Origin of the sequence: Streptomyces sp. NPDC059668 (assembly GCF_042734135.1) — a bacterium.
Taxonomy (GTDB): domain Bacteria; phylum Actinomycetota; class Actinomycetes; order Streptomycetales; family Streptomycetaceae; genus Streptomyces.
Genome location: NZ_JBHWEL010000001.1, coordinates 348,266 through 367,829 on the forward strand (window position 1 = coordinate 348,266; position 19,564 = coordinate 367,829).

The following is a 19,564-nucleotide window of genomic DNA, read 5'->3' on the forward strand; positions in this document are numbered from 1 at the left end:
TCCTCTAACAGCGCCCACCACACCCCCCCCGCCCAGGGGGTGGCGCGCCGCCGGGGGGCGCGCCCGCGGGGGGGGCGGCGCGGGGGCCCGGGGGGGCCCCCCGTTCGCCGCCCCCGACTATGACGGCGGTCATAGTAGCCGGTTCTATGACGGTGGTCATAGAGTCGTCTCCAGGCAGCTCGTGGAACGGTGGTGGAGGTCGGGATGGCGGTGTCCGAACGAGGGCCGCGGGAGCGGATGGTCTTCAGCGCGGCCCAGCTCATCCGGCGCGACGGCGTCGCCGCCGCGGGCATGAGGGAGGTGGCCGAGCACGCACGGGCACCGCGCGGCTCGCTCCAGCACTACTTCCCCGGCGGCAAGGAACAGCTCGTCAACGAGGCCGTGGGCTGGGCGGGTCGCTACGCGGGCAACCGGGTCGCCCGCTTCCTCGCCGCGCTGCCCGAGCCCACGCCCAGCGGTCTCTTCGCCGGGATGGTTCACCAGTGGACCGAGGAGTACCGGACCGCCGGCTTCGCGGGGGGCTGCCCGGTGGCCGCCGCCACGGTGGACCGCGCGGAGTCCACCGTCTCCACGCGGGAGGCCGCGTCCGCCGCCTTCACCACCTGGACCGGCGCGGTGTCCCGGGCGCTGTCGGACATGGGTGTGCCCGAGGATCGCTCGGACGCCCTCGCCACCCTCATGATCAGTGCCCTGGAGGGCGCGATCCTCGTGGCCCGGGCCGAACGGGACGTCCGCGCTCTGACGACCGTGAGCGAGGAACTGGGCCCCCTGCTGGACGCCGCGGTGAGCAAGGCGGAGTGACCGCCGTCCTCACTTGGGGCGTCATGGGGCCGGCCGGGACGTGGTGGGCCGCGGCGATTACGCAACTGGAGGCGCGACGAGGGATGTCGGCACCCGTGCGGCGGTGACCTTTCCGGGCCTCGCCGGCGGGGGAGTGCGGCTCAGCGGGCCATGAAAGGGCCGAGTTCGTCCGACTTCCGGCACAGGGAGGCCGCCCAAGTCTCCTGATCGGGAGCCGGAGGCGCAGGGACCTGGACGTCTGTGAGCCCGGTCTGCGCGGCGCCCCCGGCCGGGTTCCAGGCGACCTCGATGTCGGCCCTCCGCGCGAGGACCAGCACCGTGCAGACGAACCCTTCGGACAGGGCGATCATGACGCCATGTGTGGTGGCGCGATGCCGTGCCAGCAGCGCGTCGGCGAACGCCTTGAACGCGACCGGGGCGATCTCGCTCTCGTCCGCCTCCATGGGGCCGATGCCTGAGGGCATCCCCAATTCGGCCTCGAAGAGGGCTACTTGGCGCAGGAACAGCCGGGACGCTCCGTTGGACGGGTTCCACAGCGTCCGGCCGCCCATGTCGTAGTACTGGCTCACCGGGGCATCTCTCCGCTCGTCACCGGGACAGCGTAGCCAGGCGGGCGGCGGTCGCCGTGGGGGAACCGCGGGACATGACGGCACGGCACGGGAGAGCACGGGACAGGGCAGTACGGGGTCGGGGGGATTGGTCAGGGAAGCACGCCCGCGGTGGTCCCCACGGTGTGACGCAGCCGGGCGGCGTCCTGACTGGGCGGCGCGCCGAACTGGCGGCGGTACTCCCGGCTGAACTGTGACGGGCTGTCGTACCCGACGCGATGGCCGACCCCGGTGATGTCGTGGGGGTGGACGGCGAGCAGGAGCCGGGCCTCCTGCAGCCGGATCTGCTTCTGGAACCGGATGGGACTCATCGCGGTCACCGCCTGGAAGTTGCGGTAGAAGGCGGAGACGCTCATGCCCGAAAGCTGCGCCACCTCCTCGACCCGGAACGGCTGCGCGTAGTGGTCGCGGATCCAGCGCACGGCCCGCGCGACATGGCTGAGGCTGCTGTCGGCGAGGCCGAGCTGGCGCACGATCCCGCCCTGCTCACCGGTGATCAGCCGCCACAGGATCTCGCGCTTGACCATCGGCGCGAGCACCGTCCGGTCACGCGGCTCGTCGAGCAGGCGCAGCAGCCTGACCACGGCGTCGAGCAGCTGGTCCGGAGCGTCGCTGACGGCGATGCCCGGCAACGCGGCGCCGCCTGCGCGGGGAGCGTCCGAGGACCCTGCCTCCAGCAGCAGTTCGGCGACCGCGGACGGTTCCAGTGTCAGACCGAACCCCAGTGCGGGACGCTCCGGGCAGGCTCCGACGAACTGGCCGGTCACGGGCAGGTCCACCGACGCGACGAGGTACTGCCCGGCTCGGTACTCGAACATCCGGTCCCCCAGCGCGAGGCGCTTGGCGCCCTGGGCGATGACCGCCAGCACCGTGCCGGACATCGAGGGGGCCGGGGGGTCGGACCGCTCGACCTTCGAGATGAGGACTCCGTCGATGGCGGTGGTCCAGTCGGGCCGCACATGGCGGTCCAGCAGGGTTCGGAGCTCTTCGAGGCACATGCCCCCATTGCAGCACGGTCGGCACGTCGCGTTCCCGTACGAGAGAGGATCGTGCAAGGGGCAGCCAGCATCATTCTACCGTCTGCACAGGTCAGGGGCTTGAATGGAATCACTGGAATCCCGGTGAAGGCGAGCGACCTCCACTTGAGGACAACAGACCATCGACCTCACCAGCGGAAGAAGGCAGTCATGATCGCCCACTACGGATTCAGCGCCACCCTGACCGCGAAGCCCGGAACGGGTACGCAGCTGACCGACCTCCTGCTGACCGGCCTGAGTGACGGCAGCCCCGGCGCGAGCGAGTTCTGCGTCGTCTATCTCGTCTGCCGTTCGGCGTCCGACCCCGACGTCGTCCATGTCACCGAGGGCTGGACCAGCGAGGAGGACCACCACCGGATCTTCGCCGGCGAAGCCGCGCAGGCCATCGTGGAGCGGATCGGCGGGATGCTGGCCAAGGAGCCCGAGTACACCGACTACGTACCGGTCCGGGGCAAGGCCGCCTTCTGAGAGCGCGCCGCTCGACCACCCCGTAGCCCGCCCCTCCGGCCGGCCGCCACTCGGCGCGGCCCGACGCCCCTCCCCATGGTTCCCGGACATCCGGCACAGCCCGACGAAAGGTAGTTCCCGTGACGACCGTACGACCCGACGTGGACCCCGAACTGCGGTCCCTGCTCGCCGACTTGCCCCTCATGAGCCGGCTCGACCCCGAAGTACTCGCCCAGTTGCGCCGGTTCCCGTCCGCGCCGGTCGAATCCCTCCTCGCAGGCCGCCAGGCCGACCACCGCGAGGTCACCGTGCCGGGTGAGGACGGTGCGCGGATTCCCCTGTCGGTCTTCACGCCGTCCGGTTCCTCCCGTGTCACCGGGGCGCCGTGCGTCCTGTGGCTGCACGGCGGCGGGATGGTCATGGGGGACCGCTTCTCCCAGATCGACATACCACTGGAGTGGCTCGACCTGTTCGGCGCCGTCGTGATCTCCGTGGACTACCGGTTGGCGCCCGAGGCCCACGGAACGACGCCGGTCGACGACTGCTACCGGAGCCTCCTCTGGATCGAGGAGCACGCCGGCGAACTGGGCATCGACCCCACCCGTATCGTCGTGGCCGGAGTCAGCGCCGGCGGTGGTCTCGCCGCCGGGGTCGCGCTGATGGCACGCGACCGGGGTACCACGCCGATCGCCGCCCAGGTGCTCGTCTGTCCCATGCTCGACCACCGCAACATCACCACGTCGAGTCGTCAGTACTCCGGGAGCCCCGGCGTCTGGACCCGTGAGATGAACGAGTTCGCCTGGCGCTCGGTTCTCGGTGATCTCCGCGACGAACAGGTGCCCGGTCATGTCTCACCCGCGGTGGCCGAAGACCTCTCGGGACTGCCGACCACGTACATCGACGCCGGCTCGGCCGAAGTCTTCCGCGACGAGGACGTCGCCTACGCCACCCGGATCTGGGCCGCCGGGGGCCAGGCGGAACTGCACATCTGGGCGGGCGGGTTCCACGGATTCGACGCGCTGTACCCGCAGGCTCGCGTCTCGGCCGGGGCCCGCCGGGCACGCAACGACTGGCTGGCCCGAGTTCTGTCAGCGGCTGGAGGGGACGCGGCGTGACCGGTGCTCCCGGCGGGCCGCGCGACTCCCGGCGGGCCGCGCGGCGTTCGGGCGACGGTCGCTGCCCGACGGTCGTGGCGGCCCGTCCGGTGCGACTCGGTGACGGTCCCGGCGGGCCGCCCGGTGCGCCGGTGAAGGCGACGGGCGGTCGGTCACGGTCGTTCGGGTGACCGTCGTGTCGGACCGTCGTGCCGGTCGGTGTTGGTCGGTGGGGGTCGTGGCGGCCAGGTCAGGCGCGGCTCGGTGAAGGCTCCGGTTCGGAGAGGCCCGCTCGCGCGCGGCGGGGGAGCAGCAGCGGGGTCGCCAGCAGGAGCACACCGGCCAGCCCGATGGCCGTACGGGGGCCGAGCAGGCTGCCCAGCACTCCCCAGCCGGCCGTCAGGAGCGCGGCCGAGCCCTTTGTCGTCACCGCCCAGGCGGACAGCGTGCGGGTGACCCGGTCGGTCGCGGTGCGCTCGAGCCGGTACGTGGCGTACACGGGATTGAAGACCCCGCAGCAGAAGATGAGCCCGAGTTCGACGCCCACCACGAGCAGGAGGCCGCCGGTGCCCGGCCCGACGAAGGCCAGGCCGACCGGCCAGAGCGCGCGCAGCGCCCCGGCCGCGACCAGGACCCGGTGCTGCCCGAACCGGGCGACGAGCGGTCGGGCCAGCCGCGAACCGAGCAGACCGCCGATGGAGGGCGCGGCGAACGCGAGGCCGTACTGCCACGGTGCGAACCCGAGCGGGCCGAGCATCAGGACGGCCAGCAGCGGCTGCGTGGCCATCACCAGTCCGTTGAACAGGGCGGTGTTGAAGAAGAGCGGACGCAGAGCCGCGTCGGCGAGGACGAACCGCCAGCCGTCGAGCAGGTCCCCGGCGCGCATGCGTGCGCCCTCCCGGCGTTCGGGCGGCGGCTCGTGCCCGCCCGCCGCGCGGAGGCCCAGCGCCGAGAGCAGGTAGCTGACCGCGTCGGCCACCACCGTCGCCACCGGACCGAGGAGCCCGATCGCGGCGCCGCCGAGCGGGGGCCCGATGATCGTGGTCGTCCATGCCGTGGACTCGAACCGGGCGTTGGCGACGAGCAGGTCCCCGGCCGGCAGCAGCGTCTTCAGGTACGCGCCGGATGCGGCCCGGAAGGTGATGTCCGCCGCCACGACGACGACCGAGACCAGCAGGAGCTGGAGGAAGGTGAGCGCGCCGAGCGCGAACGCGGCGGGAATCGTCAGCAGCGCCGCGAACCGCACCAGATCCATCGCGATCAGCACCGTCCGCTTGCGACGGAACTCCACCCAAGGACCGAGCGGCACCGCCACGGCCGCGCCCACCGCGGCCCCCACGGAGGACAGCGCGGCGACCTCGGCCGGACCGGAGTGCAGCACCCGGACGGCGATCAGCGGGAACGCGCCGAAGGCGAGCCACGTGCCGAGCGCGCTGGTTGCGTACGCTCCCCAGAACCATCCGAACCGCCGCCCCAGCCGGTGTCCGCGCAGCTGCCCGATCCGGTGCCGGCGCAGACGTCCCAGCCGGTCTCCGCTTCTCACGTCCGCCGTCTCTCCCCACTCACCCGCACAACCGATCCGCGACCGGAAGCATCAAAGCGAGCGTCGCACCCAGGGGTCAAACAACCGCGGGGCCGACCGGACACAACCAATGGTTGTGCCCCTAGGCTGTCGGCATGGACCTCGACACCGTCCGGACCTTCGTCGCCGCCGCCGACGCGGGACAGTTCCAGGAGGCCGCCGCCGAGCTGGCGGTCACCCAGCAGGCCGTCTCCAAGCGCATCGCCGCGCTGGAGCGCAACCTCGGCGTGCGGCTGTTCACCCGCACCGCGCGGGGTGCCGAACTCACCATCGACGGGCAGGCGTTCCTGCCCCACGCACGCGAGCTGCTGCGCGTCGCGGAACGCGCGGTCGCGTCCGTGCGCACCGGTCGCCGTCCGCTGCGCGTCGACGTGATCGCCTCCCGCGGCGCGGCGGCGGGCCTGCTGCGCGACTTCCACCGCGCCCACCCCGAGATCGATCTCGACGTGGTGATGCTGTTCGACATCGAGACGGCCGTCGCCGCCGTCCGCTCGGGTGCGATCGACGCGTCGTTCCGCGCCGTCGCCGTGCCCGGCCGGCCCCTTCCCACGGACGTCGAGTCCGTCCGGGTGCTCGACGAACCCCTGGAGCTCCTCACCGGTCCCGCACACGCGCTGGCGGGCGCCCGGTCGGTGACCGTCGCTCAGCTCGTGGGGCACCGGATCTGGATGCCGGGCATCGTCCCCGGTACCGAGTGGGCCGCCTATTACGACGACCTCGTCGCCGAGTTCGGCCTCACCATCGAGGCGACCGGCCCCAACTTCGGCTCCGACGCGCTCCTCGACACCATCGCCGACACCCCGGCCCTGGCCACCTTCATGGGCGGGCGGACCCGCCTCGTCTGGCCCGCCGGCCACGGCCTGCGCCGCATCCCGGTGACCGACCCGACGCCCGTCTACCCGCACTCGCTCGTCTGGCATCGCGACAACCCCCACCCCGCGCTGCCCGGCCTGCGCGCCCACCTCGCCGCCACGACGCCGGCCCACGACGCCGCCGGGACCTGGACGCCGGACTGGGTGCTTCCGCGCTGAACGCCGCGTCCGTGCGGCCGGTCCCGGCCGGGCACCGGCGCACGCGGACGCCGTCCCCCGAGGGAGGCGCTCGGCGGACGGCCCGTACTCAGTCCCCGCCCAGCCGCGCGCGAGCCGGTCGCCCGCGGCGTGCGACGGCGGGGGCGGGCCGGACGAGGCCCAGCGGGGGCGTGCGCTTGACGGCGCGGCTGACGATGGCCGTCTCGACCTGTGTGATCCCCAGGCCGACCAGGTCGCCGGAGAGGAAGCCGTAGAGGGCGGGAAGGTCGGGGAAGTAGGCCGCGGCGTGCAGGTTCGAGGGGCCCGAGGTCGCGAACGCGCCGTGCACCGAAGGATGGTCGGCCAGTGCCTGTCCCGCCGCGGCCAGGTGATCGGGGGCCACGTGCAGCAGGAGCTTGGCCTCGATGGGCAGCCCGATGCGGCGGGGGTCGACCAGGACCTGGGTGACCAGACGTCCCTGGGCCGTCAGCCGGGAGATCCGCCGGCGGACCGTCGTCTCCGGGTGACCGGTGTGCGCGGCCAGGGCCGCGGCGGAGAGGCGCGCGTCGGGGGTGAGGGCGTCGATGAGGGCCTGTTCGAGGGGATCGGTGTCGACGCCGTACGGGCCCGGGGAGCCGGGGGACGCGGGCCCGGGGTCCGGCTCGGCGGGGCTCAGGGCGGCGCGCTCGGCCGGCGTCAGGACGGCATGACGCCACTCGGAGGTGAGCCGGAAGACGTGCAGGATGGTGGCGCTCTCCAGAGACGTGACCGCCTGGGTGGAGGGCAGCTGGCGGAAGACCAGCGGGTCGCGCGAACCCGGCTCCGTACGGGCCACCGCGAAGATCTCGTCACCCGAGGTGGTGACGTCGATGAACGGGATGTCCTCACGCGCCGCGAGGGCGGCCACGATGGTGTCGAGCTTTCCCCGCAGCACCCGTATCCGCAGGAACAGAGCCCCGGCGGAACCCCCGTTGCGCGGTCGCGCGACCGGTGAGATCACCACGCGCACGGTGCCGTCGGCGGTGAACGCGTGCAGGCGGCGGCGCACCGTGACGGGGCTGAGGTCCAGCACCTGGGCCGCCCGTTCCGCGGTGAGACGGCCGTCCCACTGCAGGGCGGCCACCAGCCGCTGGTCGGTGGGGCTGAGTACGGAATCCGCCGACACGTCTGCCATGGCGGCAAGTTTCGCCCATTCCGGGGCCTCGCGCGGCCGGTCCTGAGGACCTCGCCCCAACCATGGATGTCACCCGCTCCACGCCGTCCCCGACAAGCGTCGGCGGACCCGAACCTGGAAGGAGGACCCGATGATCCTCGACCCGCACAACTGGATGCCCTTCCTGATCGGCTGACGACCGGCTACCGGCCACCGGCAACTGGCGACCCGCAACCAGCAGCCGGCGGACCACAGTTGCCGGGTCGCCGTCCGCGACCCGGCAGGGCGGCCCCGCGGCGCGGCCAAGGCTCGTGCTGGGCCGCGGGCCGCCCTCGCCACGCGGAAACCGCGAGAGTCCCGAGAACGACGGATCGACCCACCACCCACGGAGGTCCCTGTGCCCATGTCCGGTCAACGCGAAAAAGTACGCTTCGCCAGCGGCGACACCACGTGCGCCGCCTGGCACTATCCGGGGACCAACGGCGGCTGCGTGATCATGGCCGGCGGGACCGCCGTGACGAAGGAACCCGCCTCGGATCTCTTCGCCCGGCGGTTCAGCGACGCAGGTTTCGCCGTCCTGGCCTTCGACCACCGGCGGTTCGGGGAGAGCGGTGGCGCGCCGCGCCAGGTCGTCCGCCTGGGCGACCAACTCGCCGACTGGCAGGCCGCGATCGACTTCGCGTCCGGTCTCCCCGACGTCGACCCCGGCGGAATCTCGCTCTGGGGCTTCTCCCTCGGGGGCGGCCACGTCTTCCGCGTCGCGGCCGACAACCCGCGGCTGGCCTCCGTGATCGCGCAGTCGCCCCTCGTCGACGGCCGGGCGGCGGCTCCCAACGCGCTGCGCTCCATGACACCTCTCGCGTTGCTACGGCTCTTCGGCCGCGCCGTCGCGGACGCGCTCGGCGGCCTCCTCGGACGGCCTCCGCTGCTGGTCCCCACCGCCGGAGTACGCGGCGCCGTCGCGTCGCTCACCACGCCCGACGCCATGGACGGTGACCGGGCCCTGGACCCGGGCCATCGCTATCCGGACTGGGAGCAGACGGTCGCCGCACGGATCGCGCTGCGGATCGGCGGATACCGGCCCGGCCTCCATGCCTCCCGGATCCGGTGCCCCCTGCTGGTGGTCGTCTGCGACCAGGACCTGAGCGCGCCCCCGGGCCCCGCCGTCGAGGCGGCCCGCAACGCTCCGGCGGCCGAGGTGGTGCACCTGACGGGCCGTCACTACGCCCCGTTCCTGGAGGCACATGAAGAGGCGGTCGAGGCGGAGATCGCGTTCCTGCAGAAGCATCTGGTCCGCGCGACCGCCTAGGTGTATCGACCCGCGGGGTCGTCGAAGCGTGGCTGTAGGGTCCTGATCCGCTGGCGCGTCCGCGCCGTCACGAAGGACGTCGAACCCCCGTCCCGAGCCCGAGGACGGCGGTACCGCCACCTCATGAGGACACATGAAGTGGCGCTTCCGCACGCCTACTTGGCGATCCGACGGTCCGTCGCGGCGGAATCCCGGTGGCTCCAGGCGGGGATGTCCTCGCAGGCCTGGAGCCAGGCAGCCGGCAGCGCACCCGTGCCTGTCCGGGCCGCTACGACGCCACCCGCGATGGCGCAGGTGGTGTCGCGGTCGCCCCACCCGGCGACCGTCTGCCACAACGCCTCGAAGAGATCGTCCAGATGTCCCGCGGCGGACCACAGGGCGTACGGCACCGTGTCCGGGGCCGAGATCAGTGTTCCCGAACCCAGTACGGACGCCGCGTGGCGCACCGATGTGCGCGGCGAGAATCCCGCGGCCACCAGCAGCCCGGAGCGGACGTCACTGTCCGGTACGTGCGCGGCGGTCTCCCGCAGGAACTCCGCGCGCGACGCGGTGTCCCAGGCCTCGTCGGCGGACGCCAGCGCCGCGGCGACCGCCACGGCCACGGCTCCCGCGACCGCCTCCGGGTGGGAGTGGGTGGCCACCGCGGACAGCCGGGCCTGCTCACACACCACCGACAGGTCGTCCCGGAACCACGCGCCCAGAGGCGCGACCCGCATCGCGGCGCCGTTGCCGTGGGAACCCTGTCCGCCGAACTGCGCCGTGGTGACGGCCTGCCAGTCCTCCCCCTCACCGACGCGCCGCAGCACACCGTGCATGGACGGACCGTACTTGCGTCCCGGGTCCCGGGCGTACTCGGCGGCGAACTCCTTCGCCAGGTCGCCAGGCCGGACCTCCCCATGGGTCACGAGGTGTGCGAACAGGACGAACGCCATCGCGGAGTCGTCCGTCCACGACCACGGCGCCGGACGCGACCGCCGCGCCGCCCATTGGCCTTCGGTGTCCTCGTCGGAGCGGGTGAACCAGCTGTCGCCGAAGGCGTCGCCCATCACCAGGCCGTCCAGGCTGTCTCGGGCGTACTGCGGACCGGTCATGGCGGAGCTCCTCCGGATCGTCGATGACCTCGGCATTCTCGCCGTACGCGAGGCCGGCGGGCGACCGGATTACCTCGTAGCGCCGGTTGCAGTAGGACGGGCGGGACAGCGTGGCGCCGGTGGGAGGGGCCTCGCCCAGGATCGCGGCGGTTCCCGCGGTGACCGCGGGCCGGACCGGGCTGAGGAAGCAAGGCCGCGAGCAAGGCCGTGAGCAAGGCCATGGGAAAGGCCGTCCCACGATCGGAACCGGTGCCGCCGTTCGCTCATCCTGTACCCAGGGTGGGTCTGCTCGTTCACCCTCCAGCGGACACGACAGACGGGGGTGGGGGCGCATCACACGGCAGGTCACGCATTCCGACCCGGTCTGTTCCTCCCCCGACCTCGCGCACTTGGAGAGGGCCGTCACCATGCCTGTGGCCACCAGTCCCCGCTTCAGCATCCTGTCCGAGGCCTTCGCCGCAGACCCCTACCGCCACTTCGCACGGCTGAGGGAAGACTCTCCGGTGCACCACGAGCCGGCGATCGACAGCTACTTCCTCTCCCGCCACCAGGACGTCAAGCGCGTCCTCACCGACCATGAGGCGTTCACCACCCGGACGCTTCAGGTGCGCGCCGAGCCGGTGATGCGCGGGCCGGTCCTCGCCCAGATGACCGGCGCCGAGCACACCGCCAAGCGGAAGATCGTCGTACGGAGTTTCACCGGCCAGGCCCTCCAGCGCCAGACACGCGCCGTCCACGCCAACGCAGCCGAACTCATGGCCCCCTTCCTGCCCCGGGGCCGGATGGACCTCGTCAACGACTTCGGCAAGCCCCTCGCCGTCCACGTGACGCTCGATGTCCTCGGTCTGGACCGGGCGGACCGGCGACAGGTGGCCGCCTGGCACAGCGGGGTGGCCGAGTTCATCACCAGCATGACGCTCACCCCCGAGCGCCGCCGCCACTGCATGGACTGCGCGGAGCAGCTGGAGGCCCATCTCGCACCCGTCATCGAACAGCGGCGCCGCCACCCCGGCGAGGACCTGATATCGAGGCTCTGCGCCGCCGAGTTCGACGGCGTCGCCATGAGCGACCGCGACGTCACCGCGTTGATCATCAACGTGCTGGCCGCCGCCACCGAACCCGCGGACAAGACCCTCGCCCTGCTCTTCAGGCACCTGATCGACCACCCGGAGCAGATGGCGCAGGTCCGCCAGGACCCGGACCTGCTGACCGCCGCGATCGCCGAGACCCTGCGCTTCACCCCACCGGTCCAGCTCGTGCCCCGCGAGGCGGAGCGGGACACGGTGTTCGCCGGCACCACCGTCCCGGCGGGCGCCACCGTCTTCTGCATGATCGGCGCGGCCAACCGTGACCCCGAAGCCTTCACCGCCCCGGACACCTTCGACATCCACCGCCCGGACCTGGGCGCCGCCCGCTCCTTCACCGCGGCCGCCCAGCACCTGGCCTTCGGCACCGGACTCCACCAGTGCGTCGGCGCGGCCTTCGCGCGCGCCGAGATCGAGACCGTGGCCGCGATGCTCCTGCCCCTGCTCGACCGGGTCCGCTACAGCCCCGGGTTCCGCTACCAGGAGACCGGCCTGTACACCCGGGGCCCCGTCTCCCTGCCGCTGGACTTCACCCCGTCCACGAAGACCGCGCCGGCCATGACCGCCGGCCCCTGACCCCGGCCTGTCCGGGTCCTGCCCGACGTCCCGCCCGCCACCGAGCGGGCGGCCGGACACGACAACTCCATGCCCCTACTCCCTCAGGCGAACACAGCGATGAAACCGACCGACATCACCCGCGCCATCAACGACCTGCTGTTCGAACCGGGCCTCGACCTCGCCGAAGCCCTCGACCGGCACTTCACCCCCGACTACCGTCAGCGCACCGACGGCGAGTGGAGCGACCGGACCGCCTTCACCCAGCACATGACCCGCCTCCGCTCCCTGATCCGCAGCGGACACATAGAGGTCCACGACGAACTCCGGGACGGACTGCGTTACGCCGACCGGCACACCGTCACCCTCACCCAGCACAACGGCCGGCTCTCCCGCACCGAGGTCTACCTCTTCGCCCAACTGGCCCCCGACGGCCGCTTCCACCGCGTCGAGGAAACCACCCTCCTGGTCACCGGCGACTCCGACGACGGGGACCTCGGGCGCATCAAGTGAGCGCCACAGGGCCTCCGTTCAGTGCTGGAGCAAGAAGACGAGGATTCGCCATGGTGTCCGTGGGAGAGAGACTGAGCAGCGCGCGCGGGCGTGCCTTCGTCGGCCGGGAGGAGGAACTCGGGCGCTTCGAGGCGGCCTTGGCCGCCGATCCGCAGGCACCGTTCGCGTTCTACGTGTACGGGCCGGGCGGCATCGGGAAGTCGACGCTGCTGAGGCGTCTGGCGGACCGCGCCCGTACGGCGGACCGGCCACTCGTCGAACTCGACGGCCGGTTCGTCAGCCGTGACCCGGCCGATTTCGAACGGGCCGCCGCGGCCTTCCTGGACGTTCCGGGCACAGTCCTGTTCGTGGACTCCTTCGAGCACTGCCAGTGGCTGGAGAGCTGGCTGTGGCACCACTTCCTGCCCCGCGCCGCGGACGACACCCTGGTCGTCCTCGGCGGACGGCGCGCTCCACAGCCTCAGTGGACCACCGACCCCGCCTGGTCCCGGCTCCTGCACGTGACCGAACTCCAGCCGTTCTCCGCCGAACAGGCCCGCGGTCTGCTGGCCGCGGCGCAGATCCGGCCCGAACTGCGCGACCGGGTACTGCGCTTCGCGGGCGGCAACCCCCTGGCCCTGTCCCTCGCCGCCGCCGCGGGATCGGCGGGCTGGTCCAGCGAGGAGATCTGGGCCCCGTCCGCGGACGTCCTGCGCACGCTGCTGGCGGGTCTGATCGGTGAGGTCCCCACGGCCGCCCACCGCCGCGCCCTGGAGGTCGGCGCACAGGCCCACTCGACGTCCGAGGAACTGCTCGCCGCCGTACTGCCCGAAGAGGACGTCCATCAGCTCTTCTCCTGGCTGCGGGACCTGCCCTTCATGGAGTCCACGCACCAGGGACTCCACCCGCACGACGCCGCACGCGAGACGCTCTGCGCCGACCTGCGCTGGCGCGCTCCGCACGCGTTCGAGGCGATACGCCGGCGCCTGGCGGACGAATACCTGCGCATCCTGCGCGAGGCCCCCGAAGAACGGGTGTGGACCGTCACCGACGAGCTCTTCTACCTCTTCCGGGAAGGCGAGGTCCTCGCCCGGGTCCGCACCTGGTCCCGCGAGGACGAGGTGCACGACCGCCCCCTGCACCCGGACGACATGGACGACGTACTGCGCATGGCCGAGGAGACCGAAGGAGCGGCCTCCGCGGAACTGGTGCGCTACTGGGCAGAGCGCCAGCCACGGGCCTTCAGCGTCTACCGGCTCGTGAGCACGGGCCGGATCGTGGCCTTCACGGCCCGCCTCGCCCTGCCTGCGCCACCCGACCCCCAGGACCTCGCCACCGACCCCGTCGTCGCCGCCGCATGGCGGTACACCGAGGCCACCGCCCCGGTGAGGCCCGGCGAACACATCGGCGTGAGCCGCTTCTCGATCTACCCCGAGCGCTACCAGGTGCCCTCGCGCGTCATCGACCTGAGCAGCTCCCGGGCCCAGGCCGAGGCGGCCCGTGCCCGCGGCCGCGCCTACGGTTTCGCCGTCTACCGGGACGCCGAGACCTGGGCCGAACGGGTCGCGGGCACCCTCCTCGACACCGGGGCGCGCCCGCGCGTGGGCGCGCACACCTACGGACTGTTCAGCGTCGACTGGCGGCAGGTCCCCGTGGAGAGCTGGCTCCTCCGCTTCATCGCGGCCCCCGACGCACCGGCGCCGTCCGGACCGTCGCCCATCTCACGCACCGCGTTCGACCAGGCCGTACGCGAAGCGCTGGCGCACTGGCGCGATCCGCGCGCCTTCGCCACGTGCGCCCTGATGCGCGCCCGTCTCGCGGCCGACCTCGGTGACCCCGTCGAGGAACTGCGCGCCCTGCTGCGCCAGGCCGTCGCCGACCTCGCCCACGAACCGCGCGGAGTGCGCGCCTGCGAGGCCCTGACGGCGGGCTACTTCTCCGGCGCGCCGACCCAGGAGGCCGCTGCCCGCCGCCTGGGCCTGCCGTACGGCACCTACCGCCGCCATCTGCGCCAGGGCCTGGACCTGCTCTACGAAGCCCTGTGGCAACAGGAGCTGCACGGCCCGCGATAGCGACCGGAAGCCGCACCCTCCGGCCGGCGCGAGTGGACGGGTGCGGACAGCAGTGGACAGTCCCCGCCCCCGCCGGGCCTGGAAAGTGGACACCGTCCGACACGAGCCTGTGCGGCATGAACGTTGCACGCACGCAGACGAACCAGGCATCACGCCGGGCGCCCCGGCCCGGAGTCGTGCTCGCGGCACTCGCCGCGGCGCAGTTCACCGTCATGCTCGCCACCTCGATCGTCAACGTGGCGCTTCCGCAGATCCGCGCCGGAGCCGGTCTGTCGGACGGCGGAACCACCTGGGTGGTCAACGCCTACGGACTCGCCTTCGGGGCACTGCTCTTGGCGGGCGGGAGGGCGGCCGACCTCCTCGGCCGCCGCCGGGTGCTGATCGCCGGACTCGCGCTGTTCGCCGCGGCTTCCCTGTCGGCGGGACTGGCCACCACCGCGGACGTGCTGATCGCCGCCCGCGCCGTCCAAGGACTCGCCGCCGCCGCCATCGCCCCTGCCGCACTCGCCCTGACGATGGACCAGTTCCCCTCCGGCCCGGGGCGCGGCAGGGCCCTGGGGGTGTGGGGTGCCGTCTCCGGCGCGGGAGGAGCGGGCGGCGTCCTGCTGGGCGGGGTGCTCACCCAGGCGTGGGGCTGGCCCTGGATCTTCCACGTGGCCGCGCTCGGAGCGGTGCTGGTCCTGGCCGCCGTGGCCGCGTTCGTGCCACGGACGATCGAGCGCGGGGCCGGGCGGTTCGACCTGCTGGGTACGGCCACCGTCACCCTCGCACTGACCTGCCTGGTCTGGAGCCTGACCACCGCACGCGGCGCCGGCTGGACCGACGAACGGGTGCTGGGCGCCCTCGGGGCCGCCGCCACCCTGCTCGCGGCCTTCGCCGTCATCGAGCGCCGCCGTCCGGACCCCCTGATCCCGCCACGCCTGTTCACCACCGGCCAGGTCGCGGCGGGCAACCTCCTGATGACACTGCTGGGTTCGGTGTGGATCGCCCTGTTCTTCTTTCTCCCGCTCTACCAGCAACAGGTACTCGGCTCCAGCCCCTTGGCCACCGGAGCGGGGCAACTCCCGCTCGCCTGCGCCAATATGCTCGGCGCCACCCTGGCACCGCGCGTCTCCCGGCGGATCGGCGGCCCCGCGACCGTGACCGCTGCCCTGCTCACCGAGGCGGCGGGCCTGCTCTGGCTGTCACGGATCAGCGCCCGCGGCAGCTACCTCACCGACCTCCTCGGCCCGAGTGTCCTCATCGGCCTGGGCCTCAGCATCGCCTTCGTCCAGCTCACCGCGCTCGCCGTGGAGGGCGTCCCACGGAAGGACGCGGGTCTGGCCGGCGGCCTGGTGAACACCACCCGCCAGGTCGGCGGCGCCGTCGGCCTCGCCGCCCTGGCCACCCTGGCCGGCTCCGTCACCGCTCACGCGTCCACCAGCCGGCCCCCTCTGGAAGCCCTCACCGCCGGCTACCGCAGCGTCTTCACCGTCGCCGCCGCGGTCCTGCTCGCGACAGCCCTCCTCGCCCCGCTCCTCACCCGCCGCACCGGCCGGCGGACCGCGAACGCCGCCGGCGGCCCGCAACCCGCCTGATTCCTGCCTCACCCGCATCCCGTGAACCGGCCGAATCCGGTGGAACCGACCGATCGGCCGCGTCACCGACCCATGTCATCAAGAAGGGACACCGGACCATGGTCACCATCGACGAGACCGCCCCCGTCATCGTCCGCCTGAGCATCGAGATCAACGCCCCGCTCGCGAGGGTGTGGGAGCTGCACACCGACATCGCGGCGTGGCCCACCTGGAACACGGACATCGACCGGGCCGCGCCCGACGGCCCCCTCACGACCGGCAGCCGCTTCACCTGGCGAACCCACGGCCTGGAGATCACCTCCACCGTGCGCGAACTCGTCCCCGGCGAGCGGATCGTGTGGGGCGGCCCCGCCGACGGCATCTCCGGCGTCCATGTGTGGACGTTCGAGGAGGACGGCGACCACGTCACCGTCCGCACCGAGGAGTCCTGGAGCGGCGCCCCGGTCGACGCAGCCGCCGACCACCTCGGCAAGGCCCTCCACGACTCCCTGGAGAACTGGCTCTCCCACCTCAAGTCCCGTGCCGAACAAGCCGTCTGACAGACAGTCCATCCACCGAAAGAGGTTCCCGTCATGACCGCTGCGAAGCCCTACCTGACCGGCCACTACACACCCGTCACCGACGAGGTCACCGCCACCGGACTCACCGTGGAGGGCACGCTGCCCCCCGAGCTGGACGGCCGGCTGATCCGCAACGGCCACAACCCCAAGCCCGGTGTCACCCCGACCCACTGGTTCAAGGGAAGCGGCATGGTCCACGGCATCCGCCTGCGTGCCGGCCGCGCCGAGTGGTACCGCAACCGCTGGGTGCACACCCCCGCCCTGGACGGCGCCCCCTACATGACCGAGAGGGGCCCGGACCTGACGGCCAGCGTCGCCGGCACCCACGTCATCGAGCACGGCGGACGGCTGCTCGCGCTGTGCGAGGCGAACGTCCCCTTCGAGCTCACCCGTGACCTGGACACGGTCGGCGCCTTCGACTTCGACGGCGCACTGCGCACCGCGATGACCGCGCACCCCAAGGAGGACCCGGTGACCGGGGAGCTCCACTTCTTCGGCTCCTCGCCGTTCCCGCCGTTCCTGACGTACTACGTCTCCGACGCCAAGGGAGAGATCGTCCACAGCGCCGAGATCCCGGGAGCGACCGCCTCGCTCAAGCACGACTTCGCCCTCACCCGTCGTCATGTGCTCTTCATCGAGGGAAACGTCACCTTCGATCCGGCCGAGCACTCCGGCATCCCCTACGGCTGGAGCGACCAGCAGCCCGCCCGTATCGGCGTCATGCCCCGCGGAGCGGACGGCGCCCGGCACATCCGCTGGTTCTCCGTCGAACCGGGCAACATGCTGCACGTCTCCAACGCGTACGAGGACGGCCAGGGCCGCATCGTCCTGGAGGGCCCCACCGTGGACCGCGAGGGCTTCCAACTGTCCTGGAACTGGTGGATCGGCGCCCCCGGCCGCGGCACCGAGCCCAACGCCCGTTCCTACACCCGACGTTGGGTCGTCGACACGGTCGTCGGCACCGTCGACGAGCAGATCGTCGACGACCTCGCGGTGGAGTTCCCGACCCTCAACGAGAAGTACCTGGGCACCGAGAACCGTTACCAGTACGCCATCTCCTTCCCCGACGAGAAGGGGTTCGGCGGCTACGGCGTCGTCAAGTACGACCGCACCACCGGCGCCCGCCGCATCCACCAGGCAGGCGACGCCCGGCTGCCCGGCGAAGCGGTCTTCGTCCCCGCCGCCGGAGCCACCCGCGAGGACGACGGCTACCTCCTGACCGTGGTCTCCGACTTGAAGCAGGACGCCTCCCAGCTGCTGGTCCTCGACGCCTCCGGCCTGGACCGCATCGCCACCGTCCACCTGCCCCGCCGGGTGCCCGCCGGGATCCACGGCTCCTGGATCCCCGACGCCGCCACGGGCGACGACGCCCAGGGCTGACAGCGGGCGAGGGCCCCGCCGCCGCCCGCACCACCTCGTACACCTCCTCGACTCCACACGGACCGGGGCACAGAGCAAGGAATCGCACGATGACAAGCAACCGGAAGTACGCGGGCTGGATCGCCGCCGGAGTCACCACGCTGGCGACCGCCCTCGCCGTACCGACGCTCGCCCAGGCGGACCAGGAAGGACACCGGCCCCCGGCCGCCGGCGACATCGACTGGCACGACTGCGCTGACGGCGACTTCAAGGGCATGCAGTGCGGAACGACTCGGGTACCGGTGGACTGGTCCCGCCCCCGTGGCGACAGCCTCACCCTCGCGCTGGTCCGCCGGCCCGCGGACGACAAGGCCGAGCGCAAGGGCACACTGCTCCTCAACGACGGCGCGGGCGGCTCCTCGATCGACCAGCTGCGGCTGGCGATGCACTTCCACCTGCCGGAGTTCGGTGGCGCCCTGACCCGCGACTTCGACCTCGTGGCCGTGGATCCGCGCGGTGTCGGCCACAGCACGCCGATCGTCTGCGGAGAACCTTCCAAACCGGCCGGCGTCAGCTACTTCCCCAAGGACGAGGCCGCCTTCGACGCGCTCAAGGCCCACAACCGGGCCTTCGCCGAGGACTGCCTGCGCCGCAACGGCCGGCTCGCCGCCCACGTCGACCTGACCAGCACGGCGCGGGACTTCGAGGCGGTCCGGATCGGGCTGGGCGAACGGCAGTTGAACTGGTACGGCATCCACTACAGCACGCTCCTGGGACGCACCTACGCCAAGCTCTACCCCGGCAGACTGCGCACCATGGTTCTCGACACCGCGCTGGACGACACCGGTTCGCCCCTGTCGCGGGTCACCCAGGAGGCGGCCACCGCCGGGACGGCCTTCGACCGCTTCGCCGCGTGGTGCGCGACCTCGAAGGACTGCGCCCTGTACGGGAAGGACGTCGCGGCCGAGTACGACGCCCTCGTCGCCCGGGCCGACCGTGATCCGATCCCGACCGGGACCACGGCCCACCAGCCGCTGACCGGTGAGGACATCCGCGAGGCCACCCAGGACCAGCTGACCCTGTCCGGTACCGCCTGGCCGGAGCTGGCGAAGACCATCGTCAACGCCCAGGGCGGCGACGCGACGGGCTTCACCCACGACCCGGACGACACCCTCGACCCGGTCCAGGTACAGGTGCCCGCCTGCCTGGACAACGCGCGCCCGGTGCAGACGCTCGCCCAGCTCACCCGGCTGCGGAAGGAGCTCGCCCGGGTGTCCCCGCACCTGGGTGGCGCCGTGCGCTCCTACAAGGCCGTCGCCGGCTGTCTCGCCTGGCCCACTCCGGCCGAGCCCGTCGAGGCGGGCGCCCCGGTCCACGGCGCACCGCCCGCACTGGTCCTGCAGTCCACCCACCAGGCCCTCGCCCCGTACCGCGCGGGCGCGGCCTTGGCCGCCCAACTGCCCGGCAGCGTCGTACTCGGCAGGGAAGGCGACGACTACAGCATGTTCCTGGTCTCCGAGTGCGCCCGGAAGGCCACCAACCGCTACCTGACCACCCGCGCGCTGCCCGCTCCCGGCACCCTCTGCACCGACTGAGAGGCCCCGCCCCGGCTCGCCGAAGGCGAACGTCGGCCGGGCACCCGAGGCCACCCGGCCACCCAAGTCTTCGGAGCCCACGCCGCGCCGCGACCGGCACGCGGGGGGGGGCGTGGGGGGTACCCAGCACTGAGAGC

The 19,564-nt window shown here is 72.6% G+C and carries 17 protein-coding genes; 12 read left to right on the plus strand and 5 right to left on the minus strand.

Annotated features, from left to right (window positions below; translation table 11 throughout):
- Positions 1-204: 204 nt before the first annotated feature.
- A complete protein-coding gene (locus tag ACFV2J_RS01545) occupies positions 205-801 on the plus strand; it encodes a TetR family transcriptional regulator (protein ID WP_385436915.1) in 597 nt (198 codons plus the stop codon).
- Between the two features lie 140 nt (positions 802-941).
- Here ACFV2J_RS01545 and ACFV2J_RS01550 read toward each other — a convergent pair whose 3' ends face one another.
- Both ACFV2J_RS01550 and ACFV2J_RS01555 read right to left on the minus strand, forming a co-directional pair.
- Positions 942-1,370 carry a DUF6086 family protein gene (locus ACFV2J_RS01550; protein WP_385085731.1) on the minus strand — a complete coding sequence of 143 codons (429 nt, stop codon included), beginning with the start codon at positions 1,368-1,370 and terminating at the stop codon, positions 942-944.
- A gap of 131 nt (positions 1,371-1,501) precedes the next feature.
- Entirely contained in the window at positions 1,502-2,407 is a 906-nt protein-coding gene (locus ACFV2J_RS01555; protein WP_385085733.1) for an AraC family transcriptional regulator N-terminal domain-containing protein, read from the minus strand.
- A gap of 189 nt (positions 2,408-2,596) precedes the next feature.
- Here ACFV2J_RS01555 and ACFV2J_RS01560 point away from each other — a divergent pair, with 189 nt between their 5' ends.
- Both ACFV2J_RS01560 and ACFV2J_RS01565 read left to right on the plus strand, forming a co-directional pair.
- Entirely contained in the window at positions 2,597-2,914 is a 318-nt protein-coding gene (locus ACFV2J_RS01560) for a putative quinol monooxygenase (RefSeq protein ID WP_385085735.1), read from the plus strand.
- A 119-nt stretch (positions 2,915-3,033) separates the two neighbouring features.
- Positions 3,034-4,008 carry an alpha/beta hydrolase gene (locus ACFV2J_RS01565; RefSeq protein ID WP_385085737.1) on the plus strand — a complete coding sequence of 325 codons (975 nt, stop codon included), beginning with the start codon at positions 3,034-3,036 and terminating at the stop codon, positions 4,006-4,008.
- Positions 4,009-4,237: 229 nt separating this feature from the next.
- Here the strand turns inward: ACFV2J_RS01565 and ACFV2J_RS01570 are convergent, their stop codons facing one another.
- Positions 4,238-5,530, minus strand: a complete 1,293-nt coding sequence (locus tag ACFV2J_RS01570; protein ID WP_385085739.1) for an MFS transporter — start codon at positions 5,528-5,530, stop codon at positions 4,238-4,240.
- 134 nt (positions 5,531-5,664) lie between these two features.
- Between ACFV2J_RS01570 and ACFV2J_RS01575 the strand changes: the two genes are divergently transcribed.
- Positions 5,665-6,600: a LysR family transcriptional regulator gene (locus ACFV2J_RS01575; RefSeq protein WP_385085741.1), complete on the plus strand. Its 936-nt coding sequence runs from the start codon at positions 5,665-5,667 to the stop codon at positions 6,598-6,600.
- 88 nt (positions 6,601-6,688) lie between these two features.
- Here the strand turns inward: ACFV2J_RS01575 and ACFV2J_RS01580 are convergent, their stop codons facing one another.
- A complete protein-coding gene (locus tag ACFV2J_RS01580) occupies positions 6,689-7,753 on the minus strand; it encodes an Lrp/AsnC family transcriptional regulator (RefSeq protein ID WP_385085743.1) in 1,065 nt (354 codons plus the stop codon).
- A 382-nt stretch (positions 7,754-8,135) separates the two neighbouring features.
- On the opposite strand from ACFV2J_RS01580, the gene ACFV2J_RS01585 reads away from it, so the two are divergent.
- The gene (locus ACFV2J_RS01585; protein WP_385085745.1) at positions 8,136-9,041 is read left to right on the plus strand and encodes an alpha/beta hydrolase; all 906 of its coding nucleotides are present in this window, start codon (positions 8,136-8,138) and stop codon (positions 9,039-9,041) included.
- A 155-nt stretch (positions 9,042-9,196) separates the two neighbouring features.
- Here ACFV2J_RS01585 and ACFV2J_RS01590 read toward each other — a convergent pair whose 3' ends face one another.
- Positions 9,197-10,132, minus strand: a complete 936-nt coding sequence (locus ACFV2J_RS01590) for an ADP-ribosylglycohydrolase family protein (protein WP_385085747.1) — start codon at positions 10,130-10,132, stop codon at positions 9,197-9,199.
- Between the two features lie 407 nt (positions 10,133-10,539).
- Here ACFV2J_RS01590 and ACFV2J_RS01595 point away from each other — a divergent pair, with 407 nt between their 5' ends.
- From ACFV2J_RS01595 to ACFV2J_RS01625, 7 genes are all read left to right on the plus strand, one after another.
- Positions 10,540-11,793 (plus strand): cytochrome P450, cyclodipeptide synthase-associated, encoded by a 1,254-nt coding sequence (locus ACFV2J_RS01595; protein ID WP_385085749.1) that lies wholly within the window; start codon positions 10,540-10,542, stop codon positions 11,791-11,793.
- 99 nt (positions 11,794-11,892) lie between these two features.
- The gene (locus ACFV2J_RS01600; RefSeq protein WP_385085751.1) at positions 11,893-12,285 is read left to right on the plus strand and encodes a nuclear transport factor 2 family protein; all 393 of its coding nucleotides are present in this window, start codon (positions 11,893-11,895) and stop codon (positions 12,283-12,285) included.
- Between the two features lie 50 nt (positions 12,286-12,335).
- Entirely contained in the window at positions 12,336-14,336 is a 2,001-nt protein-coding gene (locus ACFV2J_RS01605; RefSeq protein ID WP_385085753.1) for an AAA family ATPase, read from the plus strand.
- Between the two features lie 116 nt (positions 14,337-14,452).
- Complete coding sequence (locus ACFV2J_RS01610; protein ID WP_385085755.1) at positions 14,453-15,913, plus strand: MFS transporter; 1,461 nt, start codon at positions 14,453-14,455, stop codon at positions 15,911-15,913.
- 98 nt (positions 15,914-16,011) lie between these two features.
- The gene (locus ACFV2J_RS01615) at positions 16,012-16,452 is read left to right on the plus strand and encodes an SRPBCC family protein (protein ID WP_385085757.1); all 441 of its coding nucleotides are present in this window, start codon (positions 16,012-16,014) and stop codon (positions 16,450-16,452) included.
- A 33-nt stretch (positions 16,453-16,485) separates the two neighbouring features.
- A complete protein-coding gene (locus ACFV2J_RS01620) occupies positions 16,486-17,853 on the plus strand; it encodes a carotenoid oxygenase family protein (protein WP_385085759.1) in 1,368 nt (455 codons plus the stop codon).
- 89 nt (positions 17,854-17,942) lie between these two features.
- On the plus strand, positions 17,943-19,427 hold the full coding sequence (locus ACFV2J_RS01625; RefSeq protein ID WP_385085761.1) for an alpha/beta fold hydrolase: 1,485 nt from the start codon (positions 17,943-17,945) through the stop codon (positions 19,425-19,427).
- The last annotated feature ends 137 nt before the right edge of the window (positions 19,428-19,564 follow it).

Excerpts from the sequence above, each read along its gene's own strand:
- ACFV2J_RS01555 (WP_385085733.1), bottom strand. The coding sequence starts at position 2,407 with ATGTGCCTCGAAGAGCTCCGAACCCTGCTGGACCGCCATGTGCGGCCC.
- ACFV2J_RS01560 (WP_385085735.1), top strand. The coding sequence starts at position 2,597 with ATGATCGCCCACTACGGATTCAGCGCCACCCTGACCGCGAAGCCCGGA.
- ACFV2J_RS01545 (WP_385436915.1), top strand. The coding sequence starts at position 205 with ATGGCGGTGTCCGAACGAGGGCCGCGGGAGCGGATGGTCTTCAGCGCG.
- ACFV2J_RS01590 (WP_385085747.1), bottom strand. The coding sequence starts at position 10,132 with ATGACCGGTCCGCAGTACGCCCGAGACAGCCTGGACGGCCTGGTGATG.
- ACFV2J_RS01600 (WP_385085751.1), top strand. The coding sequence starts at position 11,893 with ATGAAACCGACCGACATCACCCGCGCCATCAACGACCTGCTGTTCGAA.
- ACFV2J_RS01610 (WP_385085755.1), top strand. The coding sequence starts at position 14,453 with ATGAACGTTGCACGCACGCAGACGAACCAGGCATCACGCCGGGCGCCC.
- ACFV2J_RS01615 (WP_385085757.1), top strand. The coding sequence starts at position 16,012 with ATGGTCACCATCGACGAGACCGCCCCCGTCATCGTCCGCCTGAGCATC.
- ACFV2J_RS01605 (WP_385085753.1), top strand. The coding sequence starts at position 12,336 with ATGGTGTCCGTGGGAGAGAGACTGAGCAGCGCGCGCGGGCGTGCCTTC.
- ACFV2J_RS01575 (WP_385085741.1), top strand. The coding sequence starts at position 5,665 with ATGGACCTCGACACCGTCCGGACCTTCGTCGCCGCCGCCGACGCGGGA.
- ACFV2J_RS01595 (WP_385085749.1), top strand. The coding sequence starts at position 10,540 with ATGCCTGTGGCCACCAGTCCCCGCTTCAGCATCCTGTCCGAGGCCTTC.
- ACFV2J_RS01585 (WP_385085745.1), top strand. The coding sequence starts at position 8,136 with ATGTCCGGTCAACGCGAAAAAGTACGCTTCGCCAGCGGCGACACCACG.
- ACFV2J_RS01625 (WP_385085761.1), top strand. The coding sequence starts at position 17,943 with ATGACAAGCAACCGGAAGTACGCGGGCTGGATCGCCGCCGGAGTCACC.
- ACFV2J_RS01620 (WP_385085759.1), top strand. The coding sequence starts at position 16,486 with ATGACCGCTGCGAAGCCCTACCTGACCGGCCACTACACACCCGTCACC.
- ACFV2J_RS01580 (WP_385085743.1), bottom strand. The coding sequence starts at position 7,753 with ATGGCAGACGTGTCGGCGGATTCCGTACTCAGCCCCACCGACCAGCGG.